This window comes from Mesorhizobium sp. M1078 (assembly GCF_040318615.1).
Lineage (GTDB): Bacteria > Pseudomonadota > Alphaproteobacteria > Rhizobiales > Rhizobiaceae > Mesorhizobium.
Window position 1 is genome coordinate 1 of the sequence record NZ_JAMYMP010000040.1, and the last position, 26,487, is coordinate 26,487.

Below are 26,487 nucleotides of genomic sequence, written 5' to 3' on the forward strand. Positions count from 1 at the left end.
GATCTGTCAGGTGATCCACGTGCCACAGGTTGGAATAGCGGTCACCGACGCGAGCGAGGTCCGGTCCGGTGCGCTTCGATCCCCACTGGAAGGGGTGGTCGTACATCGACTCGGCCGCCAGGCTGTAGTGGCCGTAGCGCTCGACCTCGTCACGGAACGGCCTGATCATCTGGCTGTGGCAGAGGTAGCAGCCCTCGCGCACATAGATGTTTCGTCCGGCAAGTTCGAGCGGCGAGTAAGGCCGCATGCCTTCCACCTTCTCGATCGTATTATCGAGATAGAAGAGCGGCGCGATCTCGACGATGCCGCCGACCGTTACCACTAGGAGGGAGCCCACGAGTAGAAGCGTAGCGTTCTTCTCGATCAATGCGTGTCTGTCCATCAAGCCCATTTTCTGGCTCCTTATTCGGCAGGCTGAAGGGCGGGAACGGAGGCGGGCATCGGCTCCTCCTCGCGCTGGTGTCCGAGAATTGTCATGCCGATGTTCCAGGCCATGATCAGGGTGCCGGAGAGGTACATGGCTCCGCCGATGGCACGCATGACATAGTAGGGGTGCATGGCTGCCACGGTTTCGGCGAAGGAGTAGACCAGGAAGCCCTGTTCGTCGTATTCGCGCCACATCAGGCCCTGCATGATGCCGGACACCCACATCACCGCAGCGTAGACAACGATGCCGAGCGTCGCCAGCCAGAAATGCCAGGTGACGAGCCTGAGCGAATAGAGGCGTTCACGGTTCCAGAGTCTCGGCACCATGAAGTAGATTGCGCCAAACGAGATCATGCCGACCCAGCCGAGTGCGCCGGAATGGACGTGGCCAATGGTCCAGTCGGTATAATGCGACAGCGAGTTGACCGTCTTGATCGACATCATCGGGCCTTCGAAGGTCGACATGCCGTAGAAGGCGATGGCCATCACCATCATGCGGATGATGGGATCGGTGCGCAGCTTGTCCCAGGCGCCCGACAGCGTCATCAGGCCGTTGATCATGCCGCCCCATGACGGCATCCACAGCATGATCGAGAACACCATGCCGAGCGTCTGCGCCCAATCGGGCAGGGCGGTGTAGTGCAGGTGATGGGGCCCGGCCCAGATGTAGAGGAAGATGATTGCCCAGAAATGGACGATCGAGAGGCGGTAGGAATAGACCGGCCGGTTGGCCTGCTTGGGCACGAAATAATACATCATGCCGAGGAAGCCGGCTGTGAGGAAGAACCCGACGGCATTGTGGCCGTACCACCATTGCGTCAGGGCGTCCTGAACTCCGGAAAATGCAGAATAGCTCTTGGAGCCGAGAAAGGAGGCCGGCATCGATAGGTTGTTGATCACATGCAGCATCGCGATGGTCACGATGAAGGAAAGGTAGAACCAGTTGGCGACGTAGATGTGCGGTTCCTTGCGCTTCAGGATGGTGCCCAGAAACAGGATCAGGTAGGCGACCCAGACGATGGTCAGCCAGATGTCGACATACCATTCGGGTTCCGCATATTCGCGGCTCTCGGTGATGCCGAGCAGATAACCGGTCGCGGCCATGACGATGAAGAGCTGGTAGCCCCAGAACACGAACCAGGCGAGATCGCCACCGAACAGCCGGGCGCGGCAGGTGCGTTGGACGACATAGAGAGACGTGCAAAGCAACGCGTTGCCGCCGAAGGCGAAGACGACGCCCGAGGTGTGCAGAGGCCGCAAGCGGCCGAAGTTGAACCAGGGCTGGATGTTGAGATCGGGATAGGCAAGCTGCAGCGCGATGACCACCCCGACCAGCATGCCAACCACACCCCAGAACATGGTGGCGATGGCGCCGTAGCGGATTGGACCATCCATGTAGGCGGACGGGTCGATCGGAGCGGCAGCTTCGAAACTCGTGTTGCGGAGGAGGATGGCGACAAAACCGAGCAGCACAAGAAACAGCACCCACATATGCTGCCGGAAGGGCTCGTCCACTCCGAAACCGGCGGCCACCAGGGCGGCAAAGGTAAAAAGGGCCAAAGCGAAGACTTGCGTGCCGAACTTCATGACCTGTCCCCGACTTCGGATTCCTGTGCGCGGACGTCAATCCGCCTGACACCAATCCAGCAGTCACGCGGCTGGCGCCTTGATCCATGTCAAAGCCATTTGATTTTGGATTGGGCAGCGTTGGATTTGCAAAGGATCGGGAGGCTGTCATTGAACAGGGAGAGGGAGCTGCGATCGTCGCTGTTCGAAACGAGCCGCGACAGATCGATGCCGATAGTTCGATCTGGCAGAGAAGCAGTCCCGGTTGCGCTCATGAAACGTGCGCATCTGGAAAAGCTGCAGCTCTGCGATGCCTTGGAAAAAATAGCCGACACCCTGCCCAGGGTCGATAGCCTGGCATGCCTGGCTGCGGCAAACGCGATCGTTCCGCTGTTGCGCAACATTCATCAATATGAGGAGACGGTGATCTTTCCGGCCTACGAGGCTGTTTTGACCGGCAGGGATGCCAACCTTGCTTCAACTCGTCGACTGCGCGCCGAACACGTGGAGGATGAATGCTTTGCCGGCGAAGTGACTGAAAATCTGTTAGCGATCGGCCATGGCGAGAGTGTTGAGAATGCCGAGGCTGTCGGCTTCATGCTGCGCGGCTTCTTCGAAAGCTTGCGCCGGCATATCGCCTTCGAACGCGAGCACGTCTTGCCGATGATCGGGGTCGATGGCGGTTAGGCGCCGGAGCGGCGTTCCAGCCGGCCCATGTTGTCCACCGTCACGTGCCGATTATTGTCGATCCGGATCACGCTGTCTGTTCGCAGCCTGGTCAGTTGGCGGCTGACCGTCTCGATCGTCAAGCCGAGAAAATCGGCGATATCGGCGCGGGTCAAAGGCAGGTCGAAGGTCGTCGACTGCGCCGCCGGGTCCAGCGTGGGATCGATGTTCCTGGCGATCATCAGGAGAAAGCTCGCCACCTTTTCCGAAGCACTCTTGCGCCCGAGCGTCACCATCCAGTCGCGGGCTTCGTCGAGTTCGTTGAGCGCTTGTTTGAGCAGACGATGCTCGATTTCCGGAGATTCCTTCATCATCCGCTCGATGGCGGCCTTTGGAAACGAACACACGGAAACCGCGGTTGCGGCTTCAGCGTTGATCGCGCTTTCCACCTTGAAGGGCCTGCCCAGAAAATCGGGGGCGAACTGGAGGCCGACAATCTGCTGGCGTCCGTCCGAAAGGCTCTTGGTCAGCTTCACAACGCCGGAAAGCACGTTCGAATAGCTGTCGACGGTCTCGGCGTCGCCAATCAGTTCTGTGCCCGGTTCAACTGTATGCCTCGATGAGGTTTTGGCCAGGCTTACCAATTGGTCGGGATCGAGCGCACCGCAAACGCCGCGGTGCCGTGCCTCGCAAGACTGGCAAAGCACTGGAATGCTGGAACTGTGAACGTCTTGGCGCACGGTCATCTTCATCGTCCGAGAGATTCCATCTGTCCAGAAGGTAGCATTGGCGCACAAAAGAACCTTGCGGCAGTTTGTCCGCGGGCGGCCTTGACCGAAATCAAGGCCGCTCGCCCCCAATGTGATCAGTGTCGCGCCATGCAAAGGGGATCGGATAGCGACATGCGGCCAGAATTAGTTGCCAGGCTCGGTGAGAACGTTCCACGCTACACCAGCTATCCGACCGCGCCGCATTTCCATCCAGGCGTTGATGCTGCCGTTTGTGGTGGCTGGCTGCAAGCGCTCAACGAGGGCGACGAAATCTCGCTCTATCTGCACATCCCATACTGCGACAAGCTTTGCTGGTTTTGTGCCTGCCATACCAAGCAGACACGCCATTACGAACCGGTGACGATCTATCTCCGCTCACTGCATGCCGAGATCGCTACCGTCGCCGGTCTTGTTGCAGGCAAACGTCGTGTGCGTGCCGTCCATTTCGGCGGTGGTTCGCCGACGATGCTCAAGCCCGAAGATATGGTGGCGCTGGGAACCGCCCTGCGCAAGAGCTTCGGCTTTCTTCCCAGCGCCACGATCAGCGTTGAAATCGAACCCAACGATATCGACGATGCCCGCCTCGATGCGCTTGCCGAAATCGGCATGACCCGTGCGAGCCTCGGCGTCCAGGATTTCGATCCGAAGGTGCAGAAGGCGATCAACCGCGAGCAGAGCTTCCTGCAGACCAAGACTGTCGTCGACGGCGTTCGTTCGCGCGGCGTCGAATCGGTCAATCTGGACCTGCTCTACGGTCTGCCGCACCAGACCAGGGAAAGCGTCGCTTCCACGGTTACGCAGGCACTGACCCTGGAACCGGATCGGATCGCACTGTTTGGCTATGCGCATGTACCGTGGTTCAAGAAACATCAGACGATGATCGACGAGGCCTGGTTGCCGGGTCCCGCGGAGCGATTTGCCCAGTCGCAACTGGCAGCACGGGCGATCGTGGACCAGGGATACGAGGCAATCGGGCTCGACCATTTCGCCAAACCGGGCGACGCGTTGGCGCTTGCGGCCCGCGCCGGGACTTTGCACCGGAACTTTCAGGGCTACACGGACGATTGCTGCGAAACCTTGATCGGGCTCGGCCCGTCATCCATTAGCCAGTTTCGGCAAGGCTATGCGCAGAACATGCCTTCAACCAGCGAATATAGACGCATGGTTGATGACGGTGGACTGGCCGCTGTTCGGGGTATCGCCCTTTCCGCCGACGACCGCGTTCGCGGCTGGATCATCGAGCGGCTGATGTGTGATTTCGCCTTCTCGGCGATCGAGCTGGTGGAGCGCTTTGGCGAAGCCGGCCAAAGTCTTCTCGGCAAGGCAAGTGCGACAGCCCTTCATGATCCTGCGCGGTTGCTCAAGCTCGATGGCGACAGTTTCGTCGTGCCGGCGGAAAGTCGGCCCTTTGTCAGAAGCATCGCGGCAAAGTTCGACAAGTATTTCGAAACCGGCAAAGCCAGGCATTCGGCGGCGGTCTGAGCATTGGCTCCTGTCAGAAATGTTCGCCGGCCTTGAACGGGCCGATGCGGGTGCCTGCCGCGATCAGATAGGCGGTCGACCAGCCAATCAGAAGAAATCCGTTCACGCCTTCAAGCGCCGCCAGGACACGCCATGCGTGGGCCGGCACGATGTCGCCGTAGCCAACCGTCGAGAAGGTGATGGTGGAAAAGTACAGGGCGGTTTCGAAATCAGCGAAGATATCAAGCAACCGGTACAGGTTCGCCCAGAGCCAGACCTCCGCGGTCATCACGGTAAAGAGGCCCATCACCACGCGATCATGGCGACGATACGGCTGCGGCGTCCGTGCATGCGAAACCGCGCGACCAGGTGTCCCATCGCGTGCGTGACGCGATCAGACCAAACGTGTGGATCAAAACCGTCAGACTTATGACGAGTGCCGATGAGGAGATTGAGGATCATCGTTGGAAGGTAGAGATTGCAGCGGCGCCTTCCTTGCTCGGACTGATGGAACAACACCGGACCGTGCTCGGCAACGATCTCCGCGATCAGTTCAAGGGCTGCCGGTGCCGCCGCGACCTTAGCCTGCATTGTGTTTTCCGATTTCCAGCCTGTGGCGCGGCCCCTCGCGGAGCCGCGCCTGTAAAAAGCCGCGATCAGAAGAAGCCCAGCTTCTTCGGGCTGTAGCTGACCAGCATGTTCTTGGTCTGCTGGTAGTGGTCGAGCATCATCTTGTGCGTCTCACGGCCGATGCCGGACTGCTTGTAGCCGCCGAAGGCCGCATGCGCGGGGTAGGCGTGGTAGCAGTTGGTCCAGACGCGGCCAGCCTGGATCGCGCGGCCGAACCGATAGGCGCGATTGCTGTCGCGTGTCCAGACACCGGCGCCGAGGCCGTACTGCGTGTCGTTGGCGATTGCCAGCGCTTCGGCGTCATCCTTGAAGGTCGTGACCGAAACCACCGGCCCGAAGATCTCTTCCTGGAAGATACGCATCTTGTTGTGGCCCTTGAAGACCGTCGGCTTGACGTAGTAGCCGCCGGCCAGATCGCCGGGCAGAACATTGCGCTCGCCGCCGGTCAGCAGCTCGGCGCCTTCCTGGCGGCCGATGTCGATGTAGGACAAGATCTTTTCCAGCTGCTCGGACGAGGCTTGGGCGCCGATCATCGTTGCCGGGTCGAGCGGATCGCCCTGCACGATCGCCTCGACACGCTTCAGCGCACGTTCCATGAACCTGTCGTAGATCGATTCATGGACGAGCGCGCGGCTCGGGCAGGTGCAGACTTCGCCCTGGTTCAGCGCGAACATGACAAAGCCTTCGATCGCCTTGTCGAAGAAATCGTCGTCTTCGGCGAAAACATCCTTGAAGAAGATGTTGGGCGACTTGCCGCCAAGTTCCAGCGTGACAGGGATCAGGTTCTGGCTGGCATACTGCATGATCAGCCGGCCGGTCGTGGTTTCGCCGGTGAAGGCGATCTTGGCAATGCGTGGCGAAGACGCGAGTGGCTTGCCGGCCTCGAGGCCGAAGCCGTTGACGATGTTGAGGACGCCTGGCGGCAACAGATCGCCGATAAGATCGGCCCAGAGCATGATGGCGGCCGGGGTCTGCTCGGCAGGCTTCAGGACGACGCAGTTTCCGGCCGCAAGGGCAGGCGCAAGCTTCCAGCAGGCCATCAGCAGCGGGAAGTTCCACGGGATGATCTGGCCGACCACGCCGAGCGGCTCGTGGAAATGGTAGGCGACGGTATCGTCGTCGATCTGCGAAAGGCTGCCCTCCTGGCCACGCACGGCGCCGGCGAAATAGCGGAAATGGTCGATGGCCAAAGGCAGGTCGGCGGCGGTCGTTTCGCGGATCGGTTTGCCGTTGTCCCAGGTTTCGGCGCATGCGAGCAGATCGAGATTTTCCTCCATGCGGTCGGCTATGCGGTTGAGGATAAGGGAGCGCTCGGCAACGCTGGTGCGCCCCCAGGCATCCTTGGCGGCATGGGCCGCGTCTAAAGCCGCCTCGATGTCCTGGGCATCCGAACGCGCCACCTCGCATAGCAACTGCCCGTTCACGGGCGAGAAGTTCTCGAAGTAACGGCCGGAACGTGGCTCGGCCCATTTGCCGCCGATGAAATTGCCGTAACGCTTGTCGAAGGGCGCCTTGACCGGGCGTGAGAACTCAACCTTGTTCATTATGTCTTCCTCCCAAAGCTGACGTCGCGGAATGCGACGCTTCGGAAGGAGACATGCGATCTCCCATCGCGATTGCCAATGCGCCGGGGACAGTGTGCGGGCGGGATGTGTCGCAGAATTGCGACAGTCATGCGACGTTCGAAGGTTAGTGGGACCTGTGGACGTCCAGGCGGTTGAGCTTACGGTGAAGCGTGGCGCGACTGATGCCGAGCGCATGGGCCGCGGCCGAGACATTTCCGTCTGCCCGCGCCAGCGCCCGCTGCAGAACGCCGCGCTCCGCCTCGGCCAGGACTTCAGGGCCGCTCTCGGCCCAACCGAGCAGATCGGCCGCAGGCATCGGCTTATCGAGACACTGTTGCGTAATTCCTAGCGCCAGGCGAGCCGAACGAGTGGCGCCAACCACGAGGTCGTCCGCATCGAGCGCGATCAACGCCCCGGACCCCTTGTCGGGCACCGGCGCCAGCAGAATGCGCGCCTTGGGGAATGCCATCTTGAAGTTCTCCGCCTCGATCCGACGCGCCGCGTCGACCACGGCCATGGAAATGAGATTGGAGAAGATTTCGGTCAGATCAGCACGGCAGGAAGACACGTCAAGCGCAGCCACAAGATCTCCACGGTGATCATAGATCGGAGCTGTGGTGCAACTCAGCCCGGTGTTGCGCGTGTGAAAGTGCTGATCACGGTGGATCGTCAGGACGCGCTGTTCCACCAGACAGGTGCCAATGCCATTGGTGCCCTCGCTCTGTTCGTTCCAGACGGAGCCAGTCCACAAGCCCCAGGAATGAAACGTCTCGTCGTCTACAGGCGCGCCGCGCCGTTCGACCGGCACGCCCTCGCGATCGGCGAGCAGGACGCAGCATCCGACGCCGCCCACCGCAAGATAGAGCCGGTCCAGGCTTGATCGAGCAACCCGGACGAGCGGCTCGATGCGTTGCCGGGCCTCTCCCAATTCCGCCTCTGTCAAATAACGGGGAGGGCTGCAATCGGCCGGATCGAGCCGGTGCAGACTGGAAGACCTTCGCCAGGAAGCGACCAGCGCGGACTTCGCCGCCGCGTTCGAAGCGATTGCGGCCTGAACGCGGTCGGCGTGATGGCCGGATAGATCCTCACCCATGCATATCCTCCCAGAACCCGATCTCTCCCTTTCGGCTATAGTCGTCCTCGCCTGTGCATTCTCTCTTCCAGGCAACTGTTCGGCTGATCCCCCAAGGCTACCGTATAAACTGGGGCATTCATTGATCCAAAGCAAAGACGACTGCCCATAATCAGCTGCGGGACGGTGCGGAACAATACGGGAAGGTTTTTGATTCTGGCCCGCGAAAAAGTCAATAAAATCAACGATCTTTGTACGTCCTCCGGGCCCACCAAACTGTTCAATATCAATTAGTTATGGCCGTCTTCGCTTTGAAGTGGGCCAATTCAGATACGCTATGTTCCCGCGCTCAGTTCACGATACTTGATCCATAAGAGGGGGAGGGGAGACTATGCCTGCCCTTATGTTCTGTTGTCCTCGTGTTCGTCAGTCAGTTTCTTGCAGCCACATATAGTCCAGGCGTTTCAAGGCTGGAAAAGGCCGTTGGCGGTGTGTGCGGCAAAAGGCGGCAACGGCGTACGAATGGGATGGTCGCCGTGACCTCGGGAGACTGCGCTGTGACTCCTGCCGAGCCGGAACTATGGGTCGAAGCCGGCCTGGGTCGGCCACCGCGTGACGACCGCTTTGCGGCCAATGTCAGCCGTTTAAGCACAGCTTGTGCATCACCTGAAAGGGGACACAACTAAACTCAACTATCTTCGCTCATTCACAACGAGCAAAATACCAATTTGGCTGCGATCAGGTCCGCCAAGCGCATGCTCAGGATCCACGATGAGGCTCTGCGCAGCCTGTCGAAGTCGCCATTGCAGGGAAAATCAGCCTTGGCATGACGGAGGATACCACCTGCACCGATCTACCTATCCTCAGTCGGCTCTCAGGACGCTCTGGCCCGCCTGAAGGCGGCCGTGCTGAAACAGTCCCTGCCACGCGATGAGACCCGAGATCGGCAGGCTCGCGCCCACCGCGAAATCGACATCGCCAGGTAGTGGCGCAAGGTTGCGTGCTTCCATGGCTACATACTCCGCGAGCGTGGTCACGATACCAGTCGGCGAGGCCGAAGACCCGCTGCCCCACCGACAGCCCGGTCGTGCCATAGCCTAGAACGGTGACTATCCCGGCCAGCTCGTGCCCAGGGATCGATGGTGTCCGGGCACGACCGACCCGATCGGTCCAGGTCGAGGGCCACTCTAGCTCAGTCGGGACGAATCCCGACGTCTGAATCTAAACGACGGCGTCGTTTATCGCTGCCTGGGGCTCGGCCGCTCGGCCAGCTTCATCGCAGCCGTCCCGCCAGCCTGATCCGTTACTACGATTGCCTTCATCGGAAGTGTCTCCTCGATCATTCGTCAGCTAGCGATGCCAATAGATATGTCCGGCTCTGGAGCCCTCGATGATCTCGCATTACGATTACGAGCTTTCCGGAAATTGTTTCAAGTTGCTCACAGCCGTTGGTCCCTGCCCGAAGGGGGGTCTTTCGACTTTGCGGGAGATCATCCGCCCTTGCAGAGTCTGCCATGCACCTTCGGATTATCTGGCCGATACTTCCGTTTGATAGTCTCGCAAGCCACGGCGGCGCAATGTCGTCCGCACACGCTGTGTGGCCGTCCATGAAGGCGCATGCCAAGCCGGGTGAGCCCACAGCGGATGCGGCGATACAGCCGCGGTAAGGCGACTCAACAGGAGACAAACATGAGCACAAGCATGAATGTGGACGACATTTCTGCTCGACCGGGGACTGACGAGCTGGTTCCGTCGCGCTACGCACTCAAGGTCGGCGAGATTGACGTGCTCGTGGTCAGCGATGGTATCCTACCAATCCCAGCCCCGACTATCGCATACAACGTCGACCCGGCCGTCCGGACAGCCTGGCTGGAGGACGAGTTCCTCTCGCCGGAGACGCTCGAGTGGCCGCTGAACGTGGCTGTGGTGCGCAGCGGCGACCAAACCATACTCGTCGACGCTGGGCTAGGGGCGGACCCGGACTTGCACTTGCCGCGGGCAGGGCAGTTGATCCATCGGCTGAAGGCCGCCGGCATCGATCTGGCATCGGTGACTGACGTGGTGCTGACCCACATGCACATGGACCACATTGGCGGGCTGCTGATCGACGGCGTGAAGGAGCAGCTGAATCCGGACATGCGGATTCACGTTGCAGCCGCTGAGATCAAGTTCTGGGAATCGCCCGATTTCTCCCGCGTGTCCATGCCGCGGGGGTTTCCAGACGCGCTTCGGCGGGCAGCCAGGCGATTCATGAATGAGTATCGCAGCCATCTGCGCCCGTTCGAAGACGAACACGAGGTGGCGCCGGGAGTGGTCGTCCGTCGCACCGGTGGCCACACCCCCGGGCACAGCGTCGTCCGTCTGTGGTCAGGCGACGACCGGCTGACTTTCGCCGGGGACCTGGTGTTCCAGGTTGGATTCGACCATCCCGACTGGCACAACGGCTTCGAACACGACCCCGAGGAAGCAGCCCGCGTCCGCGTCAGTCTTATGCGGGAACTCGCGGCGAACCGCGAGCCGCTGGTGGCCACTCACCTGCCGTTCCCGTCGGTTTGTCATGTGGCGGTCGACGGCGACGCCTTTCGTTGCGTACCGGCCGTTTGGGACTACTGATTGCTTGCCGGGTGACAATAACCTAGGCTCTCTCCGTCGAGAGCCATCGCGCCATGATCATCTGTTCATGCAAATGTAATGAGCGGTCCGACGTCCGCTCCGCCGTCGAGGCGGAGCGGACGCGCTCGAATGGTCAGGTCTATCCCTGTCTCGGCTGCAGTCCCAGGTGCAGCCGTTGCTGCGCACCATCCGCCCCCTCGCGGACGAGACACTCGGCACCGCGTGTGCGACACCCTGCAAACGACCGCTCGCGGTCTGCCCAATCCTGATTCGGCTGACGCAGGCCCCCTTTCAGCGCGTAGGACGCCATGCCTGAGACGGGCATTCGGTCACCGTTCACCGAACCGATCACGATGATCCGGCCGTCCTCAGGCATCTGCCGCGCCGCCTCGACATAGGCATGGTAGGGAGCGTGGACATTGATCCGAAACAGCCGATCAATCTCTCCGGGTCCTGGTCCACGCGCCAGACAAATAGGTAAGCGCTCGCCATGTGATGGGCCAGTTTGCCTCTTTTGCTTCGGAAGTGACCTGTGCTGAGGTCCAATACGAACTACCGATCGGGCGAGTTGGGATGTCCATTCGTGTGATAGCCGCGAGACCATGAAATCCGCGATCGTTCGGCAGCTCTGCTTGGTGCAGAACCGCAACCCGACGGAGACATTCTCGTGAAAGCCTATCACGCACCGCGGCTTGCAGCCTTGCCGACCATCTCTCTCTCCGGGAGTTACCGCCGCGATGGCGCGTGCGTTGACCTGAGGTCGAGGCGATCATGAGCCGAGCCCGCAAGATCGCACTCGCCATCGTTGCCCTTATGGTGGTTCCATCGGCAGCGATATGGAGTTGGCAATGGTTCACGATGGGCCGATTCGAGGAAGCGACCGACAATGCCTATCTGCGCGGAGACACTACCAATATCGCTCCCAAGCTGGCGGGCTATGTCGTCGAAGTCGATGTGAACGACAATGCCAGCGTTGCAAAGGGGGCTGTTCTCTTTCGCATCGACGACAGCGACTACAAGGCCAAAGTGATCCAGGCGAAGGCCAACGTCGCCGCCCGGCACGCGGATATCGCCAACATCGCGGCGACCCGAAAACTTCAGGACGCGTTGATCGCGCAGGCTGAGGCGCAGAAGCAATCCGCCGCGGCTGACCTGCAGTTCGCGCGCGCCAACCTGAATCGCTACGTGACGTTGCAGAAGAACGGGACAGCAAGCGATCAGAAGCTGCAGGATGCACAGGCCGGCCATGACAAGGCACAAGCATCGGTGGACGGTGCGGAAGCCAATCTATTGGCTCAAAAACTGAAGCTCGACGTTCTGGACGCACAATTGTCCGGCGCGAAAGCCGCCCTGTCGCAGGCGCAGGCAGCGCTCGATCTGGCTATGCTCGACCTGGACAACACAGTCGTGAGAGCTCCGGTCGAAGGGGTCGTCGGCAATCGCCAGATCCGTGTCGGCCGCTATGTCACTCCGGGAGCGGCAGCCTTGGACATCGTTCCTGTCAACGACGTCTGGGTCGTCGCCAATTTCAAGGAAACCCAGCTGAAGCAGGTGCAGATCGGTCAACCTGTCCGCGTCAGGGTCGACGGATTTCCAGATCTGGAAATCGCTGGTGTTGTCGACAGCTTCGCACCCGGCAGCGGTGCGGCGTTCAGCCTGCTGCCGCCGGACAATGCGACTGGAAACTTCATTCGCGTTGTCCAACGCGTGCCTGTCAAGATCAGGATGAAGCGCAACCCGTTGCCCGGCCGCCTGGTTCCGGGGCTCTCGGCGCGCGTTGCCATCGCCGTTAGTGCCCGGGATGCGGCTATTGCGCTGGAAACGCAGCCCGGCGGAACCGCGAACGGACGCTCGGTACAGTGACGGGTCTCGCTGAAGGAGGAGCCATGCAGCATCATCTTGGCGCACCATTGCGCGCCTCGCTCATGGCGACGGGCGTTGTGCTGGCCGCCGTCATGGACGCGGTCGCGTCCACTGCTCTGTCCATCGGCCGGATCGACATGCTTGGCGATACCTACGCAACACCGGACGAACTGGCGATGGCCGACATTGTCTTCATCGCGGCGAAGCTGACGGTGTTCCTTGTCGCGCCGCTTTTTGTCAGGGCAGTGGGGCCGACCGCCTGTTTGCGCGCGGGGATCGTCGCGCTTCTGCTGGCATCCGGGGCAATGACGTTCTCAGTTGACCTCACCTGGATCGACATCTGCCGCGTTGTCCAAGGGCTGGCCGGCGGCACAATTCTCGTCGCGGGTCAGACTCTGCTGTTCTTCAGGTTCCCGCACAGAAATCAGCCGGTCGTCCAGGCAATTTTCGCTGTAGGCGCCGTGATGGCTCCGGCTGCCGTTACGCCTGCGCTGGAGGGCTGGCTCGTCGACCATCTCACCTGGGACTGGATATTCCTGAGCAACATTCCCCTCGGCATCGCCTCCCTTGTCCTTCTGGGGGCCGACGGCGACCGGACCTACCGGCGGGAAATCAGGCTTCCTGTCCTTGAGGTCTTGTTGCTCGGCCTGGGTGCCGCGCTTTTGACCTACGTCCTGCTGCAAGGCAACAGGTTCAACTGGTTCGACGACACGGATATCACCGTGCTTGCCACCATCGGTGTCGTGGCCGTCGGCTTTCTGGCCATTTGGGAAATCGCTTTCCGTTCAGAAGGCTCACTGCTGACTGTTTCGCCACTCGATAGTCCGGACTTCCGCTTTGGCCTTCTCGTCAGCATCGTCGCGGGCTTTGCTCTTTCGGGCAGCGCCTATCTCATCCCGGCTTTTGCCCTCAACGTCCTCGATTTTACGGCCACCGGCGCAGGAGTGCTTCTGCTGCCCAGTGGGGCCGCACTCGCGCTGGGGCTTCTGTTCGCTGGCTTCGTCATCGAAAAGACCGGAATTCACTCGATTGCGCTTGTCCCGTTTGGTGTTTTGCTGTTCGCCGGAGCCATGTGGCTCCTGTCGGGTTCGACCAGCGCGAGCGGTTCACCGGACCTGAGCGTTCCTTTGTTTCTGCGGGGATTCGGCCTGGGTCTCCTGTTCGTGGCATTGACCCTGGTTACGCTTCGGGGACTTGCCGCCGATGCGCTGCCGTTCGGCATCGGCCTGTTCGACTTCGGCAAACAGGTGGGCGGTATGACCGGCACAGCCCTTTTGCAAACGTACATTGATCATCAGAATGTCCACAACCGAACCATACTGGCTGCCCACCTCATGAATGGCGACGCGGCCGTGGACCAGCGCCTGCGCGCCACCGCGAACGTTCTGCTGACAAACGGTATGAACAGTGCCACGGCGACGAAGGCCGCACTCCCGCTGCTGCAGCGCGCCCTTGAGAGGCAGGTCGCCACGATCTCGTTCGATGAAGCTTTCTTCGCGCTTGTCGTGCTGTTCGCGGTCGCTGCGCCCTGTCTCATCCTTGCCAAACAATTCCTCGGCCGCCGAGCCGCTCGGCCGAACCGAACAGGTTTCAGAACCTTGCGCCTCTAGGTCATATACGTTGGAACTTGGTTTGCCGGCAGGGCTCCGGTTTGTCTTGCGAGCGGTGTCGACCGGACGAGATAGGCTGGGGGATGCAGGGGCATTCCGGGTCCGCCGTGCGGCAGACGAAGCGGGACGCGACATGAACTGGCCGCATCGTCCAGGTCTCCGGGCGATGCATGGATTTCCATGAGATGCGGCTGGGGCGCGGCGGCTGTATTATGGGCTGCGACTTCGTCAGCCCAGATTCCAGCTGCTGAGAGCAAGTGCTATACGGAGAGCCGACAAGGCTTTTGTGCGTCCGTCAGGAGCAGCCGATGACGACAGCATCCACCTCGCTTAGCGAAACCGAGTCCGAAGCAACGCGCGCGCTGAAGCATGGGTTGGACCAACCCGGATTTGGATCGCAAGGAAGGGGTCGACCTCGCGCGGCAAATGAACCAAGCCTGCCTCCCGGCAATATTCTCAGTGATCTTGAAACAAGCAATTCGTCTCGTCTCTGGGCGCATCGCCCTCGATCCTTGCATCTGGGACTTTTTATCGCGGTTTACGTCTTGGGCTGCGGATTCGCTCAGTCGCTCGCGATCGTACCTGGAACGGGCATCTCCATTTGGCCTCCGAGCGGGCTTTTCATCGCCACGCTTCTCATCGCCTCCAGGTATAGCTGGCCGTGGTGGATGCTGGGAGGCTGTATGGCTGAACTGACCAGCAACTTGTTGTGGTTCCACACTCCGCTGCCTGCGGCCTTCCTGATCTATGCCGGCAACGCTCTTGAAGCGGGGACCGGGGCATGGCTCGTGAATCGGGCTTGCAAGCGCCCGCTTCGGCTGGAAACCTTGCAGGAAGTTCTCGCGTTCGTCGGATTGGCCGCTGGAATCGCGCCAGTTGCAAGCGCCACAGTGGGAAGCGCGACGCTTGCGTGGTTTGGCATTCAGTCACAGAGCTTCGCCGCGGCTTGGCCTCTATGGTGGATCGGCGACGCGACCGGGGTCCTGATCGTGGCGCCGCTGGCGCTGGTAGTATTCCAGAACTGGCGCGGCAAGGCCCGGCTTTCGGCCGCGCGATGGATCGAAGCTTGCGTCCTGGGGCTGATCTTCCTTGGCGTTGCCGCCCTTTCCTTGAGCGGCTACCTGCCCTTCGCCTACATCATCATGCCGCCTCTTCTTTGGGCCGCGGTGCGCTTTGAGTTCAGGGGCGCCGCCGTCGCCTTGATCCTGCTTGCGCTGATCACGGCGGTATTCACGGTATCCGGCGCCAGTCAATTTGCCGGCGATCCCGTTTCCCAAAAGAACAACCAGATCATGCTGCAGCTTTTTCTGGTCATTTCGGCGTTCTCGGCTCTGATCGTGGCCGCCATATCCCGGCAGCACCAGCAGGCGGTGTTCACATTGCACGAAAGCGTCGAGGCATTGAGGCGGAGCGAGCTGCAACTTCAGCAGATGATCGACGCCGTGCCGGTCCGCATCTGGAGCGCCATGCCGACGGGCGGGCCGGCCTACTTCAACAAGCGGTACCAGGACCATTTCCGTTCCGTCATCGCGAACTTCGAAGATCTGGGCGAGCCGCGCATCGACGAATTACTGCAGAAGCTGATCCATCCCGAAGATGCTCCCGGGGTGCAGTGCACCCTGTCGAATAGCTTCGAGACCGGCGATGGCTCCACCATGCGCTTTCGCTGGCTTGAAAAGGATGGCTCTTATCGCTGGGCGGAATGCAGGGTGGAGCCCCGGCGTGATGAAAACGGCGCCGTTGTGCAATGGTACGGCGTTTCTCTCGACATCGACGATGAGGTGCGCGCGCAGGAGGCATTGCGCGAAAGCGAGCGACGCCTTCAGCAACTCATCGACACGGTGCCCGCCTTGATATGGAGCACGACACGTGAAGGAACGCCATCCTATGTCAACAAGCGGTTCACGGATGTAACCGGAGCCACTCTTGGTGACATCACCGCCCCGGACGGCTCGCCATCCCTCAGCGTGATCCATCCAGACGACATCGATACGGCACGGCAAGCGATCCGCCATTCATTCGCGACGGGCGTGCCTTACGTGCAGAGATATCGCCAACGGCGCGCCAACGGCGGCTATCGCTGGACGGAGACTCGTGCCGAGGCCCTGCGCGACGAAGATGGCCATATTCTGCAATGGTACGGTGTGAGCGTCGACATCCACGACCTGGTGACCACCCAGGCTGCGTTGCACAACCGAGAGCAGGCGCTCTCGCAACTCGTCAACATGGTTCCGAGCTACCTCTGGCGGCTGTCTTCGAACGGCGAGCCGACCTTCTTCAACAAGCGCCTGATCGATTTTCTCGGCCTCGACATAACGGACGCGGAGATGCCGGACACGAACCGGCTGGCGGCCTTCATAGCCACCGTCGTTCATCCCGACGATGCACCCAGCCTGCGGGAAGCACTCAACAGTTGCTTCGCCACTGGCGAGCGCTTTTTCATGAAGTATCGCCTGCGTCGTGCCGATGGCGCTTACCGCTGGATGGAGGGCCAGGCCGAGCCGCTGAGGGATGAGAGCGGACGCATTGTCCAGTGGTACGGCCTTACGCACGACATCGACGATCAGCTACGGGTCGAGGAAGCGCTGCGCGAGAGAGAGCGCGCGCTTTGGCAACTCGTAGAAACGCTGCCGGCAATGATCGATTGTGCCGCGCCGGATGGCGAGCCGATGTACCGCAGCCAGCAGCTCCGCGAATTTCTCGGCTACAACCTCGAAAAACTGGACGAAGCGGGGAAATCGCGGCTGGCCGGCACACTCGAAGCGGGTGTTCATCCCGACGACTTGGCAGGTGTCAAGGAGAGATATGCCCATTGCTTGATCACAGGCGAGCCTTATGCGCGGAGACACCGTCTGCGGCGCTTCGATGGCGAATATCGCTGGGTCGAAACGCGAGCTGCACCGATGCGCAACACGGAAGGGGCCATCGTGCAATGGAACGTTATCTGCCTGGACATTGAAAACGAGGTGCGTGCACAAGAGCAGCTTCGACTGGCGCAAGAGAGACTTGCACGCGCGAGCCAGGTGGCGAGCCTTGCCGAACTCTCCGCATCCATCGCACATGAGGTGAACCAGCCGCTGGCCGCGATCGTTGCCAACTCCAATGCATGCCACCGTTGGCTGTCGGCCGAGCCTCCCAATCTCGACCGCGCGAAGATCACAGCCGAGCGCATTATCCGGGACGCCAACTCGGCGGCAGATGTCGTTAGCCGCATTCGCGCCTTGTTCAGGCCGTCCCTTGAACTGAGAACCAGCACGCCGATCACCAGTGTCATTGACGAAGCGCGTGACCTCATGGCCGAGGAAGCCATACGGTGTCGCGTTCGCATGGATATCGACGTCGAACGCAACCTCCCGCTGGTCGCGTTCGATCGCGTCCAGATCCAACAGGTGCTGGTCAATCTTATTCGCAACGGCATCGAGGCTATGTACGCCATTGCCGGGGACAAGGTTCTTGGGATGCGTGTGCGCCGGACACGGGACACAATCCAGATTGAAGTCAGCGACTCCGGCCCGGGAGTCGAACATCCCGATAAGATCTTCGACCCGTTCTTCACGACAAAAGGGCAAGGAATGGGCATGGGACTTGCGATCTCCCGTTCGATCATCGAGTCTCACGGCGGACGCTTATGGGCGGAGAACCTCGTTCCGCATGGGGCGAGATTCGTCTTCACGCTTCCGGTTGAGGCGAAGGCTGCACCATGATCGGGCGACCGCAATAGTTTTGGTCATACGCGGAACGCATCCGAGACGAGGGCACTGATTGCAGACGCCGCTTCGCTCGCTCGGCATCTCGGTATGAAGCGATTGTTTCGCACGGAGCGCTTGGTTTCATTCCGGTTCTCCAAAACGGGTGTGGCGGACAGTCCGATGGAAATCCATGCATGGATTTCCATGAGGTGCGCATGGCGTGTAGCGGGACTAGGATAGCGCTATGAGCATCCGCCCAAATCCAGCCACTGATAGAAGATGCCATGCGGAGCACCGACAATCTCGAGCCTTTGTTGGTCCGTCGAGATCAACCGATGGCGATGCTTCTCAAACAGCGGCTCGCCCTTTCGATCTCGGCATTCTCGCGTCCGTCGATGCGAAAGTCGCGCCATGACTAGGGACGAGCAAATTGTCTTCATCGTGGATGACGATCAACGCATCCGCGAGGCGCTCAGCGAACTGCTGGTTTCGCACGGCATGCGCGCCATAGCCTTCGGGTCGGCCGGTGAGTATATCGATGCCGACAAGCCGGATTTGCCTGCCTGTCTCATCCTCGATGTCGAGTTGCCAGATATCAACGGCCTTGATCTTCAGAGGGAGATCGCGGTGGGCGGTCATCCGCCGATTGTTTTCATAACAGGACATGGCGATATCCCATCCTCGGTGCGTGCGATCAAGCACGGCGCCGTGGATTTCCTGACCAAGCCTTTCAGCGATGCGGACCTCATGACCGCAATCCATGCCGCGATTGCCCAGGATAAGGAACAGAGATCGCAGCGCGCCGGACTTGGCGTGTTGAAGCAACGTTACCTCGAGTTGACGCCGCGCGAGCGCGAGGTGCTGCCGCTGGTGGTGAGTGGTCTGCTCAACAAGCAGGCCGCCGCTGAACTGGGAATCAGCGAAGTTACGTTGGAAATTCACAGAAGGAACGTGATGCAGAAAATGGGCGCCGCGTCGCTTGCCGACCTCGTCCGCATGGCGGAGCGACTGGAAATACCGATCACGCACTCGCGCCGATCGGGAGGGGGCTGAACGTGAGCAAGCGAAGGCCCGTCGTGGCAGTGGTTGACGACGATCCGAGGCTGCTTGAGTCGCTGGAGGATCTTCTGGAGTCCGCCGGCTATATAGCCCGCAGCTTCTCGTCGGCGGGATCGCTGGTCGTCAGTGGGTTGTCGGACGTGGACGTGCTCATCACCGACATCGGGATGCCCGGCATGGACGGCTTTGAGCTTCGTGACCTGGTCAAGAGGGCGCGTCCGAACCTTCCGGTATTCCTGATTACCGGCCGGCACGAGCTAGCGGATCAGTACCGCGCCAAAGGTATCAGCGGGTTTTTCCGCAAGCCCTTCGATGGCCAGGCCCTGCTTGTGGCGGTGGGTGACGCTTTACGCAACCAAGAAACCGAGGGATGATCATGACAGTTGACCAGCCGCTCCAGCGGAGATCGCTATCGTCGGCGCCGCAGCGCCGCAGTGAAGCGGAGCAACCGCTCGTCATTATTGTCGATGACGATGCGTCTGTCCGCGAGGCGCTATCGGAATTGATCCTGTCGGCGGGTTTCGAGCCAGTTTGCTTTGCCTCGACCCGCGAGTTGATCGACGCCGACATCTTGGATAGCCCCGGCTGCTTGATCCTCGACGTGCGCATGCCAGGATCGAGCGGCCTCGATCTGCAGCAGCACCTTGCGAAAAACGGCAAGCTCAAACCCATCATCTTCCTGACCGGGCATGGCGACATCCCGATGACTGTCCAGGCGATGAAGGCCGGCGCCGTGGACTTTCTCACCAAGCCGGTGCGGGACCAGACGCTGCTTGACGCCGTCATCGCGGGTATTGCGATGGATGCCAAGCGGCGGGCGGATGCCGTGATCGTCAAGCGCAACATCGAGCGCGTTGAAACGCTGACGCCACGCGAGCGTGAGGTTCTGCATGAAGTGGCGCGCGGACGCCTCAACAAACAGATCGCCTTTGACCTCGGCATTAGCGAAGTGACGGTCAAGCTCCACCGCGGCAATGTCATGCGCAAGATGGAAGCCGCTTCCATCGGCGAGCTGATCCGGGCATGGGAGACACTGCCCGCGCCGATGCGACAGGGCGACGCGACATAGATCTCTGCCCAACCTTCCTGCAAGTATGATGCAGGGACAGCCGATTGATCGCGGATTTGCGCGGGTCCACTCCACCTACACTTATCCAGCGATGACGCTTGGCGACTGCTGCGTCAAATCGGTGCCGCACAGGCTTGGGGGCAGCGTAGACCAAATTACTCCGCCGAGCCTTTTCTCAGCGTATCTCTCCTACACCTTGGCATCGCACGACAGACCCTTCCGCAGAATAGGTTTGCAGGCCGGATAAGCGCATCCTCTTCCTCGCAAGCCATCACGATCGTCGAGTGTCGCCCGCTCCTTCGCTCACCCCTCCCCGAAAGCGACCATGCAGGTCGGATCGATGATCGTGATGGTGAGCCAGTTGTTGAAGGCCAAGCATCAGGGATGGGCACGATGAGCAGGGATGGACTTTTCACGATTGGCGCATCCCGCCGTGACGTCTTGGTGGGCGGATTGATCCTCGCCGCTACGGCCGGACTGCCGGTCGCTTCGCAATCTACCGCGGGCCGAAAGCCAAACGCCGCCATCCACCAAAAAGGCAAAGGAACCAGGACTATGAGCACAATCACGACCAAGGACGGCACCGAAATCTACTACAAGGACTGGGGCAGGGGGCCGGTTGTAACCTTCTCGCATGGCTGGCCGCTGAATTCCGACGCCTGGGACGGGCAGATGCTCTTTCTTGCCCATAACGGCTTTCGTGTGGTTGCACATGACCGGCGTGGCCACGGCCGCTCCAGCCAAGCTACGTCCGGCAACGACATGAACGGCTATGCGGACGATCTCGCAGCGGTGATCGACGCGCTTGATCTGCGGGACGTCACGCTGGTCGGACATTCCACCGGAGGAGGCGAGGTTGCTCGCTATATCGGACGGCACGGGACGAAGCGGGTGTCCAAGGCTGTGCTGATCGCTGCCGTCCCCCCGATCATGGTGAAGACGCCAGCCAATCCGGAGGGCCTGCCGATCGAGGTGTTCGACGGTATACGGGCTGGCCTCCTCAAGCATCGCTCGCAGCACTACCTGGACCTCGCACCACTGTTCTATGGTGCAAACAGGCCAGGCGCCGAGGTCTCCCAGGGGATTCTGAATCAGTTCTGGCTCTGGAGCATGCAGGTCGGTCTCGTGAATGCATATGAATGCGTCAAAGCGTTCTCCGAAACCGATTTCACCGAGGACCTCGGGAAGTTCGATATACCGACGCTGATCCTGCATGGCGAGGACGACCAGATTGTCCCGGTCAAGGATGCGTCAGTCAAGTCGGCGCGGCTGATCAGGAGTGCAAAGGAAATATATTACCCCGGTGCGCCCCACGGGATCACGGCCACGCACCAGGATCAGGTCAATGCCGACCTGCTCGCCTTTATCAAAGGATAGCTTCCCGCAATCATGACTACGCGTGTTGCGTTCAGCTGCGGCCATTCAAGTTCTGGAGACCTCTGGCCGCAGCTCCTGCACGCCGCGGAAGCGTTCGCCGCCTTCAGCAGGGCCGGCGCCAATCGTTCGGAGGCAAGAAACGACATGGGCACACTGTCAGGTAAGATCGCTGTGGTCACCGGCGGAAACAGTGGAATCGGACTATCGGCTGCAAAATCTTTGCTGCGGAGGGAGCGCAAGTGGTCATCACCGGCCACCGGCAGCAGGCGGTCGAGGAGGCGGTCGCACAGATCGGGGCAGGCGCGCTGGGCATTCAAGGAGATGTGGCCGATGGGGCGCACCATGACGACGTCGCGCAGCAGATCCGGCAGAGGTTCGGGGCGCTCGACATCTATATGGCGAACGCCGGCTTAAACACCATCACACACTCGGCCGACGTCTCCGAGGCAGAATATGACGCGCAGTTTGCCGTTAATACGCGCGGCGTCTTCTTCGGTGTCCAGAAGCTGATCCCGATCATGCGGAACGGCGGCGCAATCATCCTCACAGGATCGCTGGCCAGCGAGAAAGTCCTGGACGGGCATGCTGTCTATGCTGGCTCGAAGGCAGCGATCAATGCGTTCGCGCGCAGCTGGGCGATCGAGCTGAAGTCCCGTGGCATCCGGGTCAACGTGCTCAGCCCAGGTCCGGTGGATACGGCTATTCTCGATAAGCTAGGCTTACCGTTTGAACAGCGGGAGTCGTTCGAAAAGGCGATGGCGGAAGCAATACCCCTGGGTCGTATGGGACAGCCGGAGGAGCTGGCAAAAGCCGCCCTGTTCCTTGCCTCGGACGCGAGCAGCTTTGTCACGGGTATCAACCTGCGGGTTGACGGGGGAATGGCGTTGCTTTGAATAGCGCTTGCTCCGTTGTCCGCAGTCGCCACGCCCCTTATTCCACCCACCGGGGTGCGCACCCGAACGCTAGGATCGGCGGTGACGTCGACCGCGTCACGCGGTGGGAACCGAATCGAGGGCGCTTGCCGAGGGATCGGCTGGCAAGAGAAGTCGGTTCACCTCTCAAGGAAGTAACTCAGATACCACGAAGGGCCGAGGTCGCGCCCCGGCCCCTTAATTTTGTGTCGGTCAGGATCAGTGACCCCAGATGCCTTGCCATATTCATCGTTGAAAACAGGCTTGCGTACGGTTTTGGGCACGCCGGCATCGTTGTTCATTTTCCTGGTCGAGGATGTATACGTGTTGTCAGATGCAGTTGCAGGCTTCTGGCCCTCGTTTGATCCATAGTGGCCGCTTCCGGCAATTGCGCTTCCTGCTGTAAAAACAAGAGCGGCGGCAGCAAGAGCTGTCATTTTCATTTCACTAACTCCATCGTTAGCTTGGTGGTCTTCATCCCTCCAAATATAATGTCTCGCTCCCACGAGACGATTAGACGATCCGGCTGTGTGACCCCTAGGTTGGCATTGGCCATGCAAGCCGAAGGGCAGCGAACAATGTCGTTGACGGGAGGCAGCCTTGCCTCTGCGCTGAACATTCGTCGTGGCGAAGTGGTGTTTGGAAGCAACCGCTTGCATCGATCATTGTTAGCCGCCGCCCGGCACTCTGCAGCGTGCCACCGGTCACCTGGTCTCAGCGATGACCTACCCTGGACCTTGGCATCATATGACTGACCATTCCGCACAATAGGTCGACGCGCGGGGTCGGCGCATTCTTCTGCGCATAGGTCATGAAGGGCCGCAAAGGAGAAAGCAAATGCGGAACATTACTAGGATCCTGGCGCTCGCAGCGGCAGTTGCCGTATCGAGCACCGCGATGGCGCAGCCGGTCGGCCCAAAGGCCAAGCCGACCGTCGTGCTGGTGCACGGCGCCTTCGCCGAGTCGTCGAGCTGGGATGCAGTCATCACGAGGCTCAAACGCGACGGTTACGTGGCGATAGCAGCAGCCAATCCGCTTCGCAGTGTCGCCAGTGATGCGGCGGCGGTTTCGGCCATCGTCCGGACGGTTTCGGGGCCGGTCGTTCTGGTGGGTCATTCGTATGGCGGACCCGTCATCACCGAGGCCGCCAATGGCAATGCCAATGTGAAGGCCCTGGTCTATGTGGCAGGGTTTGCACCGGAGACCGGTGAATCGAGCCTGACGCTTTCTGGCATGTTCCCCGGCAGCACTTTGGGCAGTGCGATTGTTCCGGTCGCGTTGCCGGCCGGCGGCCAGGACCTCTTCATCCAGGCCGACAAGTTCCGCGCCCAGTTCGCCGCCGACGTCCCGGAAGAGCAGGCGTCCCTGATGGCAGCCACTCAGCGTCCCGTCGCGCAGGCAGCTCTGGCTGAGGCCTCGGGCATTGCCTCATGGAAGACGCTGCCGTCTTACATGATCTACGGCACGGACGACCGAAATATCCCCGCAGCCGTCATGAGCTTCATGGCCAAGCGCGCGCATGCCGTAAAAAGCGTCCTCGTCGAGGGGGCTTCCCACGCCCTCATGGTCTCGCATCCCGACGAGGTCACGTCCCTTATCGAGGATGCTGCTGCATCGGCCAGTCAGTAACTGGCTGAAAACGCCAGCGTCAACAGCGCAAATCAACACGCCCAACCAGGAGATTCGAAATGAAAATCGACGTCATCGGCGGAACCGGGCTGATCGGTTCGAAGACTGTGGAACGACTGCGGAAAAAGGGACACGACGTGCTTGCGGCCTCGCCGAACTCCGGAGTGAACACCGTCACGGGAGAGGGGGTGGCCGCCGCACTTGCCGGGGCGCAGGTCGTCGTCGATCTCGCGAACTCGCCGTCGTTCGAGGAGAAGGCCGCGCTGGAATTCTTCGCGGCGTCCGGGCGTAATCTTCTTGCAGCGGAAGCCGCTGCCGGCGTCCGTCATCACGTGGCATTGTCAGTCGTCGGCACCGACCGGCTGCAGGGCATGGGCTATTTCCGCGGAAAATTGCTCCAGGAAAAACTGATCAAGGAATCCGGAATCCCATTTACGATCGTCCACGCCACACAATTCTTCGAATTCACGGCCGCCATCGCAAACACCGGCGCCGTCGGCGATACCATCCATATGTCACCAGCGTACTTCCAACCCATGGCGGCCGATGATGTCGCCGACGTAATGGCGGACGTCGCGCTTGCCACTCCGTTGAACGGCACGACCGAAATTGCCGGCCCGGAGCGCGTTCGCATGAGCGAACTCGTCGGTCGCTTTTTGAAGGCCACCAACGACCCCCGCAAAGTCGTCGCTGATCCTGGTGCTCTCTACTACGGTCAAGTGGCAATCGACGATCGAACGCTTGTTCCCGGCGAGAGTGCGCGCATCGGCGCCGTGCATTTCGACGATTGGCTCAGCCGGTACACCCCGCCGAAATAAGCAAACAGAAGCTAGCGCCGGTCGTGTGGCCATCAGATCGGCGTTCCCCACCCATGCATATCCAACAAGGAGACCAGACATGATCAAAACACTTCTCTGCGCAGCGCTCATTGCCGCTTCCGTCACCGCGGCAACCGCCGATGACGCGGACGTAAAGCTTGTCTACGACCAGGCTCTTCCAAACGTGCCCGGCAAGAGCATGAAAGCGGTGCTCGTCGAGTACGCATCGGGCGGTACATCGCCGGCGCATACCCATCCCAAATCCGCATTCATCTATGCGACGGTGCTGGAGGGGGCGATCCGGAGCCAGGTCAATGATGGACCGGTGAAGACCTATCGTGCCGGCGAAAGTTTCTCTGAATTTCCCGGCGACCGTCATGCGGTCAGCGAAAACGCCAGCAAGACGGAACGCGCCCGCCTGCTTGCGATCTTCGTTGTCGATACCAACGAGAAGAACCTGACGACATACCCGAAATGAAATCGGGCTAGTCGTCGGGCGTAAAGGAAAGGTCACCGACATGGATGCGATCGCCAGGCGCACGCTTGCAGGCGTTTCGGTCCCAGACACACCGATTGTTGGCCGAGCGATCGAATATGCTCGTCAGCGATGTGAACCCTACTTGTTCAATCACGTGGTCCGATCCTGGCTTTTCGCGGCCAGGATCGGGCAGCTTCAGAATGTCGAGCACGACGCCGAAGTTGTCGCTGTCGGAACCCTGTTGCATGACATCACCCTCAATGAGTCCTTCGCCGGACCTCGCCGTTTCGAGCTGGAAGGCGCGGATCTGGCTCGAACCTTCGTCCGGGACGGCGGCTTCGAAGAACGTCGCGCTCAACTGATCTGGGATAGCGTCGCCCTCAACTCGACGCCGTCAATCGGCCTCTACAAGGAAGCCGAGGTGGCGCTGTGCAGTGCCGGCATCTGCCTCGACGTCGTCGGCCTGCAGTACAACCTTGTCTCTTCCGCAGAGATGGCAAGGATAGTCGGCGAATTCCCGCGGCTCGGAATGAAGCGGCGGATGACGCGATTCTTTTGCCACATCGCGGATGTCAGTCGCGAAACAACCTACGACAACTTTGCCCGGGATTTCGGCGAACGCTTTGTCCCCGGCTACAGGGCTCCTTCGGCAGTTGATTCCGTGGTGAACGCTCCCTTCCAGGAGTGAGGAAAACATCGAACCCCAGCCTCCCGGCTGTGGCCGCGAGGCGCTTTCAGGAGGGCGTCATGCGCATTGACAGTCTGCATCCAATAACGTCGGCCCGCCTCTCAGTGATCGATGTCGACGCCCCGCTTCGCGGCGCCGCACTCTCGCTTTCCAAACCAGCAACAGGCCTGGTCGTCGTGTGCCACGGCAACGGGGAGGCCGCAGGTGTGCTGAGCAAGTCCGATATCATCCGCCATCTGGCCAATTCAGGGCCAACAGAGGCGCCCGTTGCAACGTTGATGAGCCGATCCATCATCTCCTGCGGTCCCGACGACGACGTCCATTCAGTCTGGCAGACAATGGCCGCGCGAGGCCTTCAGAATGTGCCGGTACTTGGGGCGGACCAGAAGCCGATAGGCGTGCTTGATATCCGTGATGCAATGAAGGCGCTCTTCGATCAAGAGGAGCTCCAGGAGCAACTCCTGGCCAACTACATTGGCGGGATCGGCTACCAGTGATGCAGGAACAAGGCACCGGGCCGGGCCACA

The 26,487-nt window shown here is 60.7% G+C and carries 24 protein-coding genes and 2 pseudogenes; 16 read left to right on the forward strand and 10 right to left on the reverse strand.

The genetic code is table 11. The features are described from left to right. Together ccoO and ccoN are read right to left on the reverse strand one after the other, a co-directional pair. The coding region (gene ccoO, locus NKH38_RS29160) for a cytochrome-c oxidase, cbb3-type subunit II (RefSeq protein ID WP_352904694.1) at positions 1-391 on the reverse strand (391 nt) is incomplete at its 3' end. 11 nt (positions 392-402) lie between these two features. Continuing rightward, positions 403-2,013: a cytochrome-c oxidase, cbb3-type subunit I gene (gene ccoN / locus NKH38_RS29165; protein WP_352764859.1), complete on the reverse strand. Its 1,611-nt coding sequence runs from the start codon at positions 2,011-2,013 to the stop codon at positions 403-405. Between the two features lie 252 nt (positions 2,014-2,265). Between ccoN and NKH38_RS29170 the strand changes: the two genes are divergently transcribed. Then, a complete protein-coding gene (locus NKH38_RS29170; protein WP_023686750.1) occupies positions 2,266-2,679 on the forward strand; it encodes a hemerythrin domain-containing protein in 414 nt (137 codons plus the stop codon). On the opposite strand, the gene NKH38_RS29175 is transcribed toward NKH38_RS29170, so the two are convergent. Continuing rightward, complete coding sequence (locus NKH38_RS29175) at positions 2,676-3,404, reverse strand: Crp/Fnr family transcriptional regulator (RefSeq protein ID WP_352764923.1); 729 nt, start codon at positions 3,402-3,404, stop codon at positions 2,676-2,678. The two genes, NKH38_RS29170 and NKH38_RS29175, sit on opposite strands and share 4 nt — an antisense overlap. 156 nt (positions 3,405-3,560) lie before the next feature. Here NKH38_RS29175 and hemN point away from each other — a divergent pair, with 156 nt between their 5' ends. After that, positions 3,561-4,910, forward strand: coding sequence for an oxygen-independent coproporphyrinogen III oxidase (gene hemN, locus NKH38_RS29180; RefSeq protein WP_352764862.1), 1,350 nt, complete (start codon positions 3,561-3,563; stop codon positions 4,908-4,910). A gap of 13 nt (positions 4,911-4,923) precedes the next feature. Here the strand turns inward: hemN and NKH38_RS29185 are convergent, their stop codons facing one another. The 5 genes and pseudogenes from NKH38_RS29185 to NKH38_RS29205 form a co-directional block, all read right to left on the reverse strand. Beyond that, on the reverse strand, positions 4,924-5,196 hold the full coding sequence (locus NKH38_RS29185) for a potassium channel family protein (protein WP_502896665.1): 273 nt from the start codon (positions 5,194-5,196) through the stop codon (positions 4,924-4,926). Further along, positions 5,196-5,480, reverse strand: coding sequence for a hypothetical protein (locus tag NKH38_RS29190; protein WP_352764864.1), 285 nt, complete (start codon positions 5,478-5,480; stop codon positions 5,196-5,198). The genes NKH38_RS29185 and NKH38_RS29190 overlap by 1 nt, the downstream gene beginning before the upstream one ends. Positions 5,481-5,545: 65 nt before the next feature. Next, positions 5,546-7,063, reverse strand: coding sequence for an aldehyde dehydrogenase (gene adh / locus NKH38_RS29195; RefSeq protein ID WP_352764866.1), 1,518 nt, complete (start codon positions 7,061-7,063; stop codon positions 5,546-5,548). A gap of 145 nt (positions 7,064-7,208) precedes the next feature. Beyond that, positions 7,209-8,177 (reverse strand): helix-turn-helix domain-containing protein, encoded by a 969-nt coding sequence (locus NKH38_RS29200; protein ID WP_023729589.1) that lies wholly within the window; start codon positions 8,175-8,177, stop codon positions 7,209-7,211. A gap of 854 nt (positions 8,178-9,031) precedes the next feature. After that, positions 9,032-9,478 (reverse strand): annotated as a pseudogene (locus tag NKH38_RS29205) (alcohol dehydrogenase catalytic domain-containing protein); the annotation flags it as partial. Between the two features lie 367 nt (positions 9,479-9,845). Between NKH38_RS29205 and NKH38_RS29210 the strand changes: the two are divergent. Beyond that, the gene (locus NKH38_RS29210) at positions 9,846-10,769 is read left to right on the forward strand and encodes an MBL fold metallo-hydrolase (RefSeq protein ID WP_352764869.1); all 924 of its coding nucleotides are present in this window, start codon (positions 9,846-9,848) and stop codon (positions 10,767-10,769) included. Positions 10,770-10,908: 139 nt separating this feature from the next. On the opposite strand, the gene NKH38_RS29215 is transcribed toward NKH38_RS29210, so the two are convergent. Beyond that, positions 10,909-11,373, reverse strand: a complete 465-nt coding sequence (locus tag NKH38_RS29215) for an SDR family NAD(P)-dependent oxidoreductase (RefSeq protein WP_352764925.1) — start codon at positions 11,371-11,373, stop codon at positions 10,909-10,911. A 167-nt stretch (positions 11,374-11,540) separates the two neighbouring features. On the opposite strand from NKH38_RS29215, the gene NKH38_RS29220 reads away from it, so the two are divergent. From NKH38_RS29220 to NKH38_RS29255, 8 genes and pseudogenes are all read left to right on the forward strand, one after another. Beyond that, entirely contained in the window at positions 11,541-12,632 is a 1,092-nt protein-coding gene (locus NKH38_RS29220; protein ID WP_352764871.1) for an HlyD family secretion protein, read from the forward strand. A 23-nt stretch (positions 12,633-12,655) separates the two neighbouring features. Next, positions 12,656-14,242 carry an MFS transporter gene (locus NKH38_RS29225; protein ID WP_352764872.1) on the forward strand — a complete coding sequence of 529 codons (1,587 nt, stop codon included), beginning with the start codon at positions 12,656-12,658 and terminating at the stop codon, positions 14,240-14,242. Between the two features lie 308 nt (positions 14,243-14,550). Then, positions 14,551-17,946, forward strand: coding sequence for a PAS domain-containing protein (locus tag NKH38_RS29230; protein WP_352764874.1), 3,396 nt, complete (start codon positions 14,551-14,553; stop codon positions 17,944-17,946). A gap of 396 nt (positions 17,947-18,342) precedes the next feature. Further along, positions 18,343-18,984: a response regulator transcription factor gene (locus NKH38_RS29235; protein ID WP_352764876.1), complete on the forward strand. Its 642-nt coding sequence runs from the start codon at positions 18,343-18,345 to the stop codon at positions 18,982-18,984. A gap of 2 nt (positions 18,985-18,986) precedes the next feature. Next, on the forward strand, positions 18,987-19,364 hold the full coding sequence (locus tag NKH38_RS29240; protein WP_027026534.1) for a response regulator: 378 nt from the start codon (positions 18,987-18,989) through the stop codon (positions 19,362-19,364). A gap of 2 nt (positions 19,365-19,366) precedes the next feature. Then, on the forward strand, positions 19,367-20,059 hold the full coding sequence (locus tag NKH38_RS29245) for a response regulator transcription factor (protein ID WP_352764927.1): 693 nt from the start codon (positions 19,367-19,369) through the stop codon (positions 20,057-20,059). A 393-nt stretch (positions 20,060-20,452) separates the two neighbouring features. Continuing rightward, positions 20,453-21,436 (forward strand): alpha/beta fold hydrolase, encoded by a 984-nt coding sequence (locus NKH38_RS29250; RefSeq protein ID WP_502896666.1) that lies wholly within the window; start codon positions 20,453-20,455, stop codon positions 21,434-21,436. Between the two features lie 144 nt (positions 21,437-21,580). Then, positions 21,581-22,329, forward strand: a pseudogene (locus NKH38_RS29255) (glucose 1-dehydrogenase). Positions 22,330-22,487: 158 nt separating this feature from the next. Here NKH38_RS29255 and NKH38_RS29260 read toward each other — a convergent pair. Then, complete coding sequence (locus tag NKH38_RS29260; protein ID WP_352764880.1) at positions 22,488-22,790, reverse strand: DUF680 domain-containing protein; 303 nt, start codon at positions 22,788-22,790, stop codon at positions 22,488-22,490. A gap of 394 nt (positions 22,791-23,184) precedes the next feature. Here NKH38_RS29260 and NKH38_RS29265 point away from each other — a divergent pair, with 394 nt between their 5' ends. The 5 genes from NKH38_RS29265 to NKH38_RS29285 all read left to right on the forward strand — a co-directional run bounded on the left by NKH38_RS29265 (position 23,185) and on the right by NKH38_RS29285 (position 26,457). After that, complete coding sequence (locus NKH38_RS29265) at positions 23,185-23,976, forward strand: alpha/beta fold hydrolase (protein WP_352764882.1); 792 nt, start codon at positions 23,185-23,187, stop codon at positions 23,974-23,976. A 59-nt stretch (positions 23,977-24,035) separates the two neighbouring features. Continuing rightward, on the forward strand, positions 24,036-24,794 hold the full coding sequence (locus NKH38_RS29270; protein WP_352764884.1) for an SDR family oxidoreductase: 759 nt from the start codon (positions 24,036-24,038) through the stop codon (positions 24,792-24,794). Positions 24,795-24,873: 79 nt separating this feature from the next. Next, positions 24,874-25,272 carry a cupin domain-containing protein gene (locus NKH38_RS29275; RefSeq protein WP_352764886.1) on the forward strand — a complete coding sequence of 133 codons (399 nt, stop codon included), beginning with the start codon at positions 24,874-24,876 and terminating at the stop codon, positions 25,270-25,272. Positions 25,273-25,312: 40 nt separating this feature from the next. Continuing rightward, a complete protein-coding gene (locus NKH38_RS29280) occupies positions 25,313-25,960 on the forward strand; it encodes an HD domain-containing protein (protein ID WP_352764888.1) in 648 nt (215 codons plus the stop codon). A 59-nt stretch (positions 25,961-26,019) separates the two neighbouring features. Further along, on the forward strand, positions 26,020-26,457 hold the full coding sequence (locus tag NKH38_RS29285; protein WP_352764890.1) for a CBS domain-containing protein: 438 nt from the start codon (positions 26,020-26,022) through the stop codon (positions 26,455-26,457). The last annotated feature ends 30 nt before the right edge of the window (positions 26,458-26,487 follow it).

What these genes read in the sequence shown, in the direction of transcription:
- adh (WP_352764866.1), bottom strand. Translation starts at nt 7,063, where the DNA reads ATGAACAAGGTTGAGTTCTCACGCCCGGTCAAGGCGCCCTTCGACAAG.
- NKH38_RS29185 (WP_502896665.1), bottom strand. Translation starts at nt 5,196, where the DNA reads ATGGGCCTCTTTACCGTGATGACCGCGGAGGTCTGGCTCTGGGCGAAC.
- NKH38_RS29250 (WP_502896666.1), top strand. Translation starts at nt 20,453, where the DNA reads ATGAGCAGGGATGGACTTTTCACGATTGGCGCATCCCGCCGTGACGTC.
- NKH38_RS29215 (WP_352764925.1), bottom strand. Translation starts at nt 11,373, where the DNA reads ATGGTCTCGCGGCTATCACACGAATGGACATCCCAACTCGCCCGATCG.
- NKH38_RS29190 (WP_352764864.1), bottom strand. Translation starts at nt 5,480, where the DNA reads ATGCAGGCTAAGGTCGCGGCGGCACCGGCAGCCCTTGAACTGATCGCG.
- ccoN (WP_352764859.1), bottom strand. Translation starts at nt 2,013, where the DNA reads ATGAAGTTCGGCACGCAAGTCTTCGCTTTGGCCCTTTTTACCTTTGCC.
- hemN (WP_352764862.1), top strand. Translation starts at nt 3,561, where the DNA reads ATGCGGCCAGAATTAGTTGCCAGGCTCGGTGAGAACGTTCCACGCTAC.
- NKH38_RS29235 (WP_352764876.1), top strand. Translation starts at nt 18,343, where the DNA reads ATGACTAGGGACGAGCAAATTGTCTTCATCGTGGATGACGATCAACGC.
- NKH38_RS29270 (WP_352764884.1), top strand. Translation starts at nt 24,036, where the DNA reads ATGAAAATCGACGTCATCGGCGGAACCGGGCTGATCGGTTCGAAGACT.
- NKH38_RS29225 (WP_352764872.1), top strand. Translation starts at nt 12,656, where the DNA reads ATGCAGCATCATCTTGGCGCACCATTGCGCGCCTCGCTCATGGCGACG.
- NKH38_RS29285 (WP_352764890.1), top strand. Translation starts at nt 26,020, where the DNA reads ATGCGCATTGACAGTCTGCATCCAATAACGTCGGCCCGCCTCTCAGTG.
- NKH38_RS29175 (WP_352764923.1), bottom strand. Translation starts at nt 3,404, where the DNA reads ATGACCGTGCGCCAAGACGTTCACAGTTCCAGCATTCCAGTGCTTTGC.
- NKH38_RS29220 (WP_352764871.1), top strand. Translation starts at nt 11,541, where the DNA reads ATGAGCCGAGCCCGCAAGATCGCACTCGCCATCGTTGCCCTTATGGTG.
- NKH38_RS29265 (WP_352764882.1), top strand. Translation starts at nt 23,185, where the DNA reads ATGCGGAACATTACTAGGATCCTGGCGCTCGCAGCGGCAGTTGCCGTA.
- NKH38_RS29275 (WP_352764886.1), top strand. Translation starts at nt 24,874, where the DNA reads ATGATCAAAACACTTCTCTGCGCAGCGCTCATTGCCGCTTCCGTCACC.
- NKH38_RS29210 (WP_352764869.1), top strand. Translation starts at nt 9,846, where the DNA reads ATGAGCACAAGCATGAATGTGGACGACATTTCTGCTCGACCGGGGACT.
- NKH38_RS29280 (WP_352764888.1), top strand. Translation starts at nt 25,313, where the DNA reads ATGGATGCGATCGCCAGGCGCACGCTTGCAGGCGTTTCGGTCCCAGAC.
- NKH38_RS29200 (WP_023729589.1), bottom strand. Translation starts at nt 8,177, where the DNA reads ATGGGTGAGGATCTATCCGGCCATCACGCCGACCGCGTTCAGGCCGCA.
- NKH38_RS29260 (WP_352764880.1), bottom strand. Translation starts at nt 22,790, where the DNA reads ATGAAAATGACAGCTCTTGCTGCCGCCGCTCTTGTTTTTACAGCAGGA.
- NKH38_RS29245 (WP_352764927.1), top strand. Translation starts at nt 19,367, where the DNA reads ATGACAGTTGACCAGCCGCTCCAGCGGAGATCGCTATCGTCGGCGCCG.
- NKH38_RS29170 (WP_023686750.1), top strand. Translation starts at nt 2,266, where the DNA reads ATGAAACGTGCGCATCTGGAAAAGCTGCAGCTCTGCGATGCCTTGGAA.
- NKH38_RS29230 (WP_352764874.1), top strand. Translation starts at nt 14,551, where the DNA reads ATGACGACAGCATCCACCTCGCTTAGCGAAACCGAGTCCGAAGCAACG.